General features: G+C 30.8%; 10 protein-coding genes. 1 reads left to right on the forward strand and 9 read right to left on the reverse strand.

Annotation, left to right across the window (positions count from 1 at the left end; genetic code table 11):
• Positions 1–3: 3 nt before the first annotated feature.
• Genes T410_RS09490 through T410_RS09500 form a run of 3 tightly spaced genes read right to left on the reverse strand, consistent with a single transcriptional unit; the run spans position 4 to position 3587 of the window.
• The gene (locus T410_RS09490; protein WP_035670957.1) at positions 4–330 is read right to left on the reverse strand and encodes a hypothetical protein; all 327 of its coding nucleotides are present in this window, start codon (positions 328–330) and stop codon (positions 4–6) included.
• Positions 331–374: 44 nt separating this feature from the next.
• Positions 375–1628, reverse strand: coding sequence for a dihydroorotase family protein (locus T410_RS09495; RefSeq protein ID WP_035670961.1), 1254 nt, complete (start codon positions 1626–1628; stop codon positions 375–377).
• A 30-nt stretch (positions 1629–1658) separates the two neighbouring features.
• Positions 1659–3587, reverse strand: coding sequence for a BatA and WFA domain-containing protein (locus tag T410_RS09500; protein ID WP_035670964.1), 1929 nt, complete (start codon positions 3585–3587; stop codon positions 1659–1661).
• 181 nt (positions 3588–3768) lie between these two features.
• Between T410_RS09500 and T410_RS09505 the strand changes: the two genes are divergently transcribed.
• Entirely contained in the window at positions 3769–4881 is a 1113-nt protein-coding gene (locus tag T410_RS09505; RefSeq protein ID WP_035670965.1) for a lactonase family protein, read from the forward strand.
• Between the two features lie 62 nt (positions 4882–4943).
• Here the strand turns inward: T410_RS09505 and T410_RS09510 are convergent, their stop codons facing one another.
• The 6 genes from T410_RS09510 to T410_RS09535 all read right to left on the reverse strand — a co-directional run bounded on the left by T410_RS09510 (position 4944) and on the right by T410_RS09535 (position 12560).
• Entirely contained in the window at positions 4944–6296 is a 1353-nt protein-coding gene (locus T410_RS09510) for a DEAD/DEAH box helicase (protein WP_035670966.1), read from the reverse strand.
• Between the two features lie 109 nt (positions 6297–6405).
• On the reverse strand, positions 6406–6777 hold the full coding sequence (locus T410_RS09515) for a response regulator transcription factor (RefSeq protein ID WP_035670967.1): 372 nt from the start codon (positions 6775–6777) through the stop codon (positions 6406–6408).
• 11 nt (positions 6778–6788) lie between these two features.
• A complete protein-coding gene (locus tag T410_RS09520) occupies positions 6789–9023 on the reverse strand; it encodes a DUF4838 domain-containing protein (RefSeq protein WP_238567359.1) in 2235 nt (744 codons plus the stop codon).
• 154 nt (positions 9024–9177) lie between these two features.
• Entirely contained in the window at positions 9178–10527 is a 1350-nt protein-coding gene (locus T410_RS09525; RefSeq protein WP_238567360.1) for a glycosyltransferase family 2 protein, read from the reverse strand.
• 71 nt (positions 10528–10598) lie between these two features.
• The gene (locus T410_RS09530) at positions 10599–11600 is read right to left on the reverse strand and encodes a hypothetical protein (RefSeq protein ID WP_152556948.1); all 1002 of its coding nucleotides are present in this window, start codon (positions 11598–11600) and stop codon (positions 10599–10601) included.
• 195 nt (positions 11601–11795) lie between these two features.
• Entirely contained in the window at positions 11796–12560 is a 765-nt protein-coding gene (locus T410_RS09535) for a TIGR02757 family protein (RefSeq protein WP_035670978.1), read from the reverse strand.
• Positions 12561–12592 lie beyond the last annotated feature (32 nt).

The following is a 12592-nucleotide window of genomic DNA, read 5'->3' on the forward strand; positions in this document are numbered from 1 at the left end:
TGATTATGATATATTTGAAAGCCATTTTTGGAAATAAGTACCTAGTAAAGGAACTGGTTTTGTTTCGCCTTTTATAGCGCTGGTAATGCCATAAGACCATAAAACAAATACAAAAATCCACATTGGGGCAGAAATCATTAAGCTGTCAAAATTGCTGATGATTAATCCCAATGAGATGAAGGTTAAAGTGAGTCCCAATCCTTGACGAATATGGAATGAAGCGAAGGTGTTTTTGTCTTCGGAATTCATAGACATTGCTATAAATACACCAATTCCTAGGATATAGCTTGTAATTGCAGCAGTTTTCCCTGCTTCGATAGTGTTATTCATGTTTTTTGTTTTTTCTCACTTTGAATTTTTGTGAGACTTTTTATTTAAGCTAAAATTAGTTGTCCTTGATTTACAATTCCATGAACTTTTCCTTTAATTTCTGTTCCCAGAAAAGCAGAGTTTTTCGATTTAGATAGAATTGATGATTTAGTAAAAATACCTTTTGGTTCCGGGTTGAATAAGGTAATGTTCGCTTTTGAGCCTTCATTAATAGTTTGTATATCGATGCCAAAAGTTGTTTTTCCGGATGTTAATTTCTCTATTACAGTTTCTAACGATAGTACTGTCATCAAAGCACCAAAAGCGCTTTCTAAACCGATTGTGCCATTTTTAGCAGTATCAAACTCCATTTTTTTATGTTCAATGTCAATTGGATTGTGGTCAGAAGTAATCATATCAATCGTTCCGTCTTTTATCCCTTTCAATAGTGCTTTTCTATCCGTTTCTGTTCTTAATGGTGGTGAAACTTTAGCTCTTGTGTCAAATTCTTCTAGCTTTTCATCCGTTAAAACCAAATTATGCACAGCAACACTACACGTTACATTTAATCCATTTGCTTTAGCCTCTTTGATTAATTGTACTGATTTTTTAGTTGAAATGGTTGGAATGTGTAATTTTCCTCCGGTGTATTCTAATAGAAATAAATTTCTTGCAATTTGTAATTCTTCCCCAAGATTTGGAATTCCTTTCAAACCCAATCGGGTAGAAACAACCCCTTCATTGGCTACTCCATTTCCTTTTATGTTTTCGTCTTGAGCAAATGCAATAACTAATCCATCAAAATCTTGTACGTATTGTAAGGCTATTTTCAGCAAATTAGCATTGTTTAAACTTTTAGTATAATCTCCAAAAGCAATAGCACCAGCTTTTTTCATGTCATACAATTCAGCCATATCTTTTCCTTCGCTTCCTTTTGTCAAAGCACCAATAGGGAAAAGTTGTGTAGCAAATCCATGTGCTTTGTTTACCACAAAATTCACTTGGGATTGATTGTCAATAATAGGGAAGGAGTTAGGTTGTAATGCAATTGCTGTGAAACCACTTTTGGCAGCTACATTAAGTCCGTTTGAAATTGTTTCTCGGTCTTCAAAACCAGGTTCTCCAAGCGAAACACTACTGTCAAACCAGCCTTGGGATACATGTAAATTATCCAAACTTAATTCATCCGCTTTTTCTAAATTTGGAAGTGAATTTCCGATTTTTTTTATAAAACCATCAACAATTAAAATATCTACTGTCTTATTATGAAAAGGACTTTTCGAATCGATAATTTTTGCTTCTCTGATGATTATATTCATAATGATTGTTTAATTATTTGAAATTTGGCTTTACTTCACGAACCGAATAATTGCCATTTCGGTTAGTAGTAATAACAGTGCAAAGATAACAAACCATTTCCAAATTTGATTATCAGTTCTGTCAGTTTGTAAAGTGTCAAAAAATGATGTTATGGATTCAGCTTTTTTATAATCAGAAAGGAGATTTTCATTGGCAGCAGCCAAATTACTTTCGGTTCTGTTGTAATTAAAACTGATATTTTCTAACCATTCTTTTTTATTGTAAATACAGTAATTTCCAGCTTGTTCCGGATAATCGTTAAAAGTCAGTTTCACTTTAGTATTCAAAATTTGTTGGATAGGAATAAATTGTTCCTCAGCATTTTTAACGGTCAAAATATCATCTTTGTTTAAAGAAACTTCAGTTAAATGGGGTTTATTATTTCCTATCACTAAAGCATTGATGCCATTGTTTTGATTGTTCATCGCCATTTTATAAAAAACGGGTACAATTAATGGTGATTGTTGGAAATTTGAATTTATCGTATTGATTGGTGCCGAGAAAATTGAAACTGCACTAACAGAATTTGTTAATGAAGTTAGGAAAGCACTTTGGTCCTCATAAGATAAAGCGGCTGGACTTGAACTGGATAAAGCAAACGAGCTTTTTGTTTTGGGATATTGAAAATTAGTAACTCTATTTTCAAAAACAGTATTGAATATAGGGTGATTGAAATTGATTTTAGTAATCAGCTTTTCTTTGTTTTCTAATGAGTTGAATTTTATATTTCCAAAATTCATTAAAAAGGAATTTAAATTAGCAATCGAAGCGACTGACGAAGGAATCAGGATTAAATTCCCTCCTTTTTCCACAAAAGATTTTAAAGTGGTTTGCAACGCTTGTGGAATTTCATCCAATTCATTTAAAACAATCGTATTTTGCTCTTCTAGTTTGTTATAATCCAGTGAACTTAAAGTATAGTTATTGAAATTGAATTCTTCAGTTGTATAAATCCGGGAAAGAAAATTGCTTTTTTCTGGTTCACCAATGCTTATTATATTCGTTTTCTTCGTTTTTGAAATGCTAAAAAATAAAGTGTTATCATAACTCAAACCATTGTCAACAATAGCCACATAACCATGAAAGGCTTGTTTTGGAATAGTGAAATTGATACTTTTTTTCTTTGAGTCTAAAGTTACTATCGTCTTTGCAATGAGTTTGCTGTCATTATATAAAGAGATTGGAATTGGATTGAAATCTTCGCCATAACCGGATAATTGAACGCTAATTTCATAGAAATTGTCGAGAGTTTTATTGATAAAAACGCTATCTATGGAAATGTTGTTTTTTTGTTCTGCTTTGGGGATTATGAATTGGGGAGAATCTGTTGCTTCGCTATTTCTTAATTGCTTTTCATCAAGGTCTACTGCATCCGTAATGATAATAATATCTTTTTTAAATGCGGATTTATGTGCTTTTATTTTGGCCATTATAGTGCTCAACTGAAAAGGCACAGCACTGTATTTAAGGTTTTGCAAAGAACTTCGAATTGACTTTATATCCGTATTCCAATAATTATCTGAATTGGTTAGCAAAGAAAAATTAACATTTTCCGGAGTTTCTTCCAGTAATTCCTGAACAGCACGTTTAAGTAATTCCCCTTTTTTTCCTTTGGCTTGCATACTAAAGGAATTGTCTAAAATAATATACAATTCATTACTGGCGTTTTTACTGTCTTTTGAATCAAAAAAGGGTTGTGCAAATGCTATAACAATAGAAATAAGTAATAATAAACGACAGGTGAGAAGCAGCCATTTTTTGATTTTAGAGCTTTTTCTTGTTTGAATGGAAAGTGTTTTTAAGAAACGAACATTAGTAAAATATTCTTTTTTGAAACGGCGTAATTGGAATAAATGAACCAAAATTGGTACAATCAATAAAAATAGAAAGTATAGAATTTCGGGATGTTTAAAATGCATTTTTATTTCAAGGTTACTTCACTAAGTTTTATTTCCAATGGGTTCATTGAATTTTATAAATCAAAAATACAAATTTGTTGACAGTTTTGGGAGATGTTGTTATTATTTTTCATAGGAACAAACAATTGGCATTGATTCTAAAATATTTATGTATTTTAGCTTTTCAATAAAATTTAAAAACATGAAAAATTCGTATGTCGTTCTTCTTTTAATTTTCATTTTAACAAGCGTGCAAGCACAAAAAAATAAATTCAATTTGCTGATTGGAACCTATACCAAAGGCTGTGAAAGTAAAGGAATTTACACCTATGATTTTGATACTAATACAGGAAGTTTTAATCTTAAAAGTGCCACTGAAAATGTTGTAAATCCAAGTTATTTAACGGTTTCAAAGAATAATAATTATGTTTATTCAGTAAATGAAAATGGAGCTGAAAGTACAGTAAGTTCTTTCGGTTATACTCCTTCAAGCGGAAAATTAAGTTTTTTAAACAATCAAAGTTCCAAAGGAGCTGATCCTTGTTATATTATCAATGATGATAAAAATGTAATTGTAGCCAATTATTCCGGTGGGAATATTTCAGTTTTTGCGAAGAAAAGTGATGGAAGTATCGCCGAAGCAAAACAAGTCATTCAACACTACGGAAAAGGAATTAATGCACAAAGACAAGAAGCTCCTCACGTGCACATGGTTCATTTTTCTCCAGATAGAAAGTTTGTTTTATCTAATGATTTAGGTACTGATAAAGTGTATTCATACCAATATAATTCAAACGCTGCAAATGAAGTTTTAAAAATTAAAGATAGTATTTCAGTAAAATCAGGAAGTGGTCCAAGACATTTAACGTTTAGCAATGATGGAAAATTTGTTTACTTATTGCAAGAATTAGACGGTGCTCTAACCGTTTTTAGTTATTCAAACGGAATATTAAAAAAAATAGACGAAACTACCATTTTAGCAAAAGATTTTAAAGGAACTTTCAGTTCAGCTGATATTCATATCTCGCCTGACGGAAAATTTTTATACGCAACAAATAGAGGTGAAGCAAATACGATTTCAATCTTTAAAATTCTAAAAAACGGAAAATTAGTGTCTAAAGGGCAAATGAGTACTTTAGGAAAAGGGCCTCGAAACTTTGTGATTGATCCAACAGGAAAGTTTCTTTTGGTAGGACATCAATATACAAATGATGTTGTGATTTTTAAAAGAAATCTAACTTCGGGAGCACTTACTGATACTGGAAAAAGAATCGCTTTATGTTCTCCGGTTTGTTTGGTTTTCACAAAGAATTAATTTGATTATAAATATTGATAAAAAAAAGGCTAAAATGATTTTCATTTTAGCCTTTTTTAGTATTATTTATTCTTGTCTTTTCTCTTTTTATCTCTGGTTTTTAGCATGTTTCTATTTACAGATCCATGTGTTTTTTTCTTGGTTACACCAGGACCACCCAAGTTGACTTTTTTATTCTTTTTACTTTTCTCTTGAAAAGCGCCATCTCCTTCTAATTTGACTTTTTTCATCAAAAACTTAATCGGTTGTCTGTCTTTTTCAGGTTCGATTAATTTTGATGAAACTTCAACTGTTTCAGGGAAAGGCTCGGTTGCTAATTCCATATTCATAAGTACTTCTACTTCTACTTTGAATTCTTCTTCACGAGGAGCGATAAGACTGATAGCAGTTCCTGTCGCATCTGCACGACCGGTTCTACCAATTCTGTGCATGTATAACTCTGGCATTTCAGGCATTTCAAAGTTTACAACATGGGTAATATTAGAAATATCCAAACCCCTTGCCATAATATCTGTGGTAATCAAGCCGCGTAAATTTCCTTCTTGGAAAGAAGCCATCGTGCTTAAACGGTAATTTTGAGATTTATTCGAGTGAATTACTCCAAACTGACCTTCAAATTCTTCTTCGATTCTTTCGTGCAGCATATCCGAAATCTTCTTATTATTGACAAATACCAAAACACGGCTCATGTCTTCATCAGATTCTAAAAGGTGCTTTAAAAGATTTACTTTGGTATTGAAATTAGGAACATTATAGGTTATTTGTTTGATGTTTTCCAATGGAGTTCCAGATGCTGAAAGTGTTACTTCTTCCGGATAATCAAAATAGTCATTCAAAATTGCATCTACTTCATCAGTCATTGTTGCTGAAAATAGGATGTTTTGGCGTTTTTTAGGCATCATGGCCAAGATAGCCGTCAATTGAGTACGGAAACCTAAATTTAGCATCTCATCAAATTCATCAATAACCAGTTTTTGCATTTCTTCAAAACGAATTACATTATCCAGTGTTAAATCCATGATTCTTCCCGGAGTTCCCACTAGTATGTCACAGCCTTGATAAACGGTTGTTTTTTGAGTATTAATATTTACGCCACCAAAAATTCCAATAGTTCGAACCGACATGTATTTTGTCAATTTCTCAACTTCTTCCACTACTTGCACTACAAGCTCACGCGTAGGAACCAGAATTACTATTTTAGGAGTATGTCCAGGAGTAAATTTATATAATTTTAATAAAGGTAATAGGTATGCAAATGTTTTACCTGTACCAGTTTGTGCAATTCCCATCATATCACGACCAGACATTATCACAGAAAAAGTTTTTTCTTGGATGGGAGTTGGGGAAGTAAAACCTAAATCATCTATTGCTTTTTGTACAGATTTAGGGAGATTGAATTGTTCGAAAGTACTCATTTGCTTAAATTTTGTGCAAAGATAGTCTTTTTGAAAGGAATGTTGAGATTTGAATGCAAACCAAGACTTATAATGGTTTTTTTGTAGTATTATTTTTATTTAATACTAATTATATAGTAAGTAATCGTTTTACTCTAACTATTAATTCGTTTGGGTTGAAAGGTTTTGGAACAAAATCATCAGCACCAAGTTTGAAGGCTTCAACAACAGTTCCTTCTTCTTTTCCAAGTGATGAAATAACTATTATGGGTGTGTTTTTATATTTTTCCTTAACATAACTTATCACCTCCAGACCTGATCTAAAAGGAATCATAATATCAGTGATTACCATATCAGGCATAATTACTGGGATTCTTTCTATTGCGTTCAATCCGTCTTTTGCTACAGATGTGTGATATCCTTCTTTTTTAAGAATAAATTGGAGGATTTTTATCATCAATTCATCGTCTTCAACAATTAATATTTTTTTTCCAGTGTGCATATTTGAGTAATTTATTTTTTATAAAGTTCGATTTCATCTAACATTACCATTGGCTTTTTAAACTTTCTTTGTCTCCAAAAAGGTAATTCTTGTTGGTTTTGAATTATCAGTTTTAACTTTGTAAACGTACTAAAGTTTTTATCTGTCAATTCCCAATTCTGTGTTTTAATTGACTCGTTTTCTTTTAAAGTTTCTAAACTTTTGTCAATTATAAGATGCCATTTTTCATTTTTAAATCCATAAACAGTAATTTTTTCAGGCGTAAAAATCCAATGTCTCTGATAATCAAGAAAATTGATTCGAATTCTACAAAATTCTAAATTATCGGTTATCAATTCAATTTCAGGATTGGTTCCATACCATCCAATCCAATTGCTATTGAAATTTTTATAGCCTCTGTTCCCATCAATAAGTCCATAAGTTCCTTTTCCTGAAAATTCCTCAGTTGGAGGTGTTATAAAATTGATTTTTATACTTTCTCCAAGATGATTAGTAGTGTTTTTTGTGATTTCGATCCATTCGTTATAATATTCATCTGGAGATAATCCACCTTCACTTAATTCATAAATTCCATATTCTTTGCAGGATTCAGAAAACTCTTTAACCCTTTCATTTAATCCTTTTTTAACTTCTTTAAACCCTTTATCATTGATAAAAAACATACCATGTTGATCTTTTCCATAGAATTTTGATTGCTCAAAATAGACATATTCAAGGGCCAATCTTAGCTTTGTAATTCTAGAAATCAATACAGTGTCATTATGCACTGCTATTAAAGCCTCGTTAATTAATTTATCATATTGATTCATCGCTTCAGGGGATAAAAATGTATTTCTACATTGTATAGGCCCTGAATAAATATCAAGATATTGATTTCCTTTTTGTTGATTAGATGTCAAAAGAGCTAAGTACTCTTTTATTAAAGGAGCGGCATTTCCATAAAATCCTCTTAAAAAATCATCTGTAGTGCTTTCAATATCTATTTCAGTATCCCACAATAATTTTGATAAAAGATATTGCCTTAATTCTGAAAAATCTCCAGGAATATCAGCATATCCTTGAACAAATAATCCTTGTACATTGTTTTGCTTGAAAAGTTTAATGTTGTCAGCAAAAGTATGCAAGTTAGGAAAAGGTGATATATAGTTAGAGAATTGAACCGTATAATCCCATAGATACAAATGAGAGGTTGTTTCATTCCAATTTTGTAATGTTTTTATAACAGTTTTGCTTTTATTTTCATTAATAATTGATGTTCCACGATTTAAATCAATTGGGCAAAATATGGTATAAATATTCGGCTCTATTTTTATATTAACTGGAGGTTTATAGGTGTGTAAATAAGCTAATGTTGCAATTTTATTGTTAGGGAAATGGGAAGCAATTTTATTTAAAAAATAATATAATGAGCCTTGAGGACCTCCATGTTTTTCATTTAATAATTTACATTCAGTACATTCACAGTAGATTACATCATCATTTTGACTAATGGAATAAAATTGTGCATTAGGTGTTTTCTGGATGATTTCTTCTATCCTTTGAGTTATAATTGAAACAACGGTATCATTGGTCATGCATAAAGATTCACCTCTACGTTCGCCGTCGTACAATGCGAAAAATTTTGGTTCCGTTTTTAAATATTCTTTAGGAGGCAAAAGTTTGTCAAAAGAATGGCCCCAAAGACCAAAATCGTCTAAATGCCAATCTAACTTATGCCAGTCTCTAAAAGCATCATCATAAGCATCAAGATAGAATAATGCTCTATATTCAAAAGAAGGTTTATGATTTTTTTCTGTGTTTTTAGGGTAAGTAACCTGTTCTAGTTTTGGTATATAACAATCCTTTGACGTAAATTTTCTAAACCCCCAAATTTCTAATAAAGTATAAACACCATAACGTAGGTATTTTTCGGTTGTGGCAATTAGGTAAATATTGTTTTCGTCACTTTTGATTGTAAAGGTGTTCTGAGGTAACTGGTTTTCTTTATTTGATATTTTGAGAATTATTTTTGAATTGATTTCATTCTTTCCGTTTTCAAATTGAATTAAAAATGGATTCGAAAAAGCTTTGTCTAAATATGTTTTTAAAATTACTGCAGCAGGTTTTGCACTTTCAGAAAGTACAAGAATTGCATTTTCGTTACTAATTTTATTTTTAATAATGATATCAGATTGAGCCATAGTAGTAAATCCGAGAAGCATTAGGAAAGTTAGGGTTAAATATATTTTAAAATGCTCTACAAACATATTCCAGTATTTATATTCTAAATTCGAAGGTTACTCTATATCTATTTGAATTAAATAGAGAGTGTGTTCTTGTTTTTTGCCAATATTAAAATGTTAAACGTTACTCAAATTTAAAAATAACGGGATACTATTTTCATGGTTCTTTTTATCAATTTTATTTCTTTGTGGTGTTAAAACCTATTCGTTGCATATTTCCCCATGATTGTTCTTTTTGTAGAATAAAGTGTAAATATCCTTTTAATGAAGCATAAACATTTACAGGATGATAGAATATTGGTTCAATCATTGCCATAAAAAGAAGTGTTATGATCTCTCTAATATTTGCATAATTTTTATAAAGACGGTCGTCTAATAATATAGAGATTACAGTAATAATAAGATAGAATAAATAAACTGCCAAAGTCAGGTATAAGAAATAGATATAGTTAATATTTAAAAAAATAAAGCATATAATTAAAACGATAACACCTAAAAATTCTAATATTGGGACTAAGAATTCAAAAGCGAAAAAATACGGAAAAATTAGAAAACCAGTTTTTCCGTATTTTGGATTAAAAAAGAGGTTTTTATGTAGATAAAGAGTTTGAATTAAACCTCTTGCCCATCTTACACGTTGTGTTATCAATACTTTTTTTGTTGCAGGTACTTCAGTCCAGCATAACGATTCCGGAATGTATTTTATTGCAAAAGCAAGTTTATTATCATACATATGCTTTCTCATTCGGGTGATGAGTTCCATATCTTCTCCCAATGATTTATGCCAATAACCACCGGCTGCAATAGCAATTTCTTTGTCAAACATTCCTAATCCGCCAGAAACTAATAGTAAGCCGTTAATTTGGCTCCAAGCCATTCTTCCAAAAAGGAATGCACGAACATATTCTAACTCTTGAAATCGAGGATACCATCCGCTGGGAAAATGTACTTTTACAAGAAATCCATCTTTAACTTCGCAGGAGTTTGAAATTCGGATACCCGCACCTGTTGCTATAATTCTTTTCTGGCTTTCCATAAACGGTTTAGCAAGTTTTATTATAGTGTCATTTTTTAATATACAATCTACATCAGTACAAAGGAACAAAGGGTATTTTGTAGAATTAATGCCGGCATTCGATGCATCGGCTTTACTTTTCCCGTTTTCTTTATCGACTACTAACAGTTTTGAATATAAAGGATTGGTAGATTTATAATGCGCTCTTATCGGTTTTGTTTCAATTTTCTCTTGGTAATAAAAATCTACTTTTACCAGCTCAAATTCATTTATAAGTTTTTCCAAAGTATCATCAGTACTACCGTCGTTTACGATTACAACTTCAAATTTCGGATAGGTTAGGGATAGGAGTGATTTTACATTATAAACAACATTTGCACCTTCATTAAAAGCGGGTGCAACGACCGATACACCAATAACGTGATTTGACTTTGCTAGAATGTCATCGTGAATAAAGTATTTAGTATTAATGTGTTTTTTTATGGCTCTATAAGATAGAAATGCCAAAAACATATAAAAAATTATATAGGATACTGAAAAAAAGGCGACGAACGTTTCGTAATAGTTTAAAATGTATTTAAATATCATATGTAAGGATCTTTTACATGGTTTGCCATTTTTCTTATTTCTAGATTTTCTGCAAAAGCATTTTCAAGATAATTTGGATTTATCTTGTTCAATGTATAAACGCCTTCTAATTTTAGATCCTTATCAATAGAATTAATTAATAAATCACTAATGAATTTTTCTGTTTTTTGAGTTCCTATTGCGCTTAAAGATTTTAATATTTCAATTTTATTTGTTTTTTCTTCTTTGTCAAATTGATCAATTAAAACCTGTTCGGCTCCAATTATTAATAAGTCATTTACAGCAACAATAACTTCATGTCTAATGGTTTTGTCTTCTGATTGTAGTAAGTTTAAGATGGGCTGAGTCTCTTTTAAATAATTGTAAAAGACCATAAATTTTATACCAAGTTTCACAACGGAAGGATTTTTGGAGTCAATCCAATCTTTTAGATTAGTTGGCATTGGAGGTTTTTTAGAATAAAGAATGTCCATTATCTTTATTTCACTTTTCATTGATATTGAATTGGGGTATTCACCTAATAATTCTAAGTTATCAGATGCTAAAGAAATGAGTCCAAAATAAGCATTCAAAACTAATCTTTTGTTTTTGTGATTTAAATAAGGTTTTATATACCTTTCGGCTTTAATATATTCTAATGTTTGAAATTGATATATACCAAGACTTTTTACATACCATTTTCTGTTATTTAGGAACATGAGGCTGTAAATGAATAAATCAAATTCTTCGTAAATCAAATGAATGTTTTTTGTTATTTCTCCTTTTAAGTTTTCATTCAAATTAATAATTTCGTTTAAAATAATTTTTTTACACCATTTTTCTTTGAACGGAATTGTTTTCTTAAATTGATTAATTTCTGATTTGATTTCATCTTCATTTAAATCGGAGAATAAAATTGAAGTTAAAAAAATATCAATTTTTGTTTTGGATGATTTTTTTCTAGCCTTATAGGATTCATATCTTAGTCGATTTGTAATTAAGATAAAGATTAAAATCAAAAAAACAAAAATCAAAAAGAGTAAAATAAAATGTATTAAATTGGGCAGTGTTAAATTCATTCTATAATTAAAGTTATCACATTAACATTTGAAATAGTAATGATGTCAAAAATAGTTAATTTTTACTACATTTTGATGCAAATATAAATTAAATAAGTGATTATTTTGTAAGCTATTATGATGTTAAATAATGATTTAAAATCCTTCGAAAACGCCTAGTCCAAATAAAGCAAAATCATATTTCACTGGATCAGCTGCATCGAATTCACGAAGTTTTGTGTCTAATTCCGCTACAGCTTTTCCGTCGTTTTGTTTCCTTGTAAGCAATCCTAATTTTCGAGCTACATTGCCGGAATGCACATCCAGAGGGCAGGATAATGAAGCAGGTGAAATACTTTTCCAGATTCCAAAATCGACTCCTTTGTTGTCTTGACGCACCATCCAGCGCAAAAACATGTTGATTCGTTTTGCTGCAGAATTATTCAAGGGATCTGAAATATGTTTTTCGGTTCTGTACTGATGTGGAATTTCGAAGAATGTCTTTTTGAATTCCGAGATGCTGTTTTGCATAGTTTTTAACTCTTGGTTCTTAGCATATACGGATTCTAAGCCATTATGGTTTTGATAAATATTTTTTAAGCTTGTGATAAAACTTGCAAAATCCTGTCCGTTAAATGTTCTATGAACAAAAGCTTCTAGTCGTTCCAAATCATTTTCGGTATGTGACATAACAAAATCATAAGGAGCATTTCCCATTAAATCCAACATTTTATGGGAGTTTTTGATAATCATTTTGCGATTTCCCCAAGCGATTGTAGCACTAAGAAAACCTGCAATTTCGATATCTTCTTTTTGCGAGAATAAATGCGGAATTTGTACTGGGTCACTTTCTATGAATTCGAGTGTGTTGTACTGTATGACTTTTTCGTCAAGAAATGATTTGAGTTCTGAAGAATTCATTTTTTGTTTAAAGTTTAATCCTTAAAGCGGTT

The sequence above is a fragment of the Flavobacterium sp. 83 genome (assembly GCF_000744835.1).
GTDB lineage: Bacteria > Bacteroidota > Bacteroidia > Flavobacteriales > Flavobacteriaceae > Flavobacterium.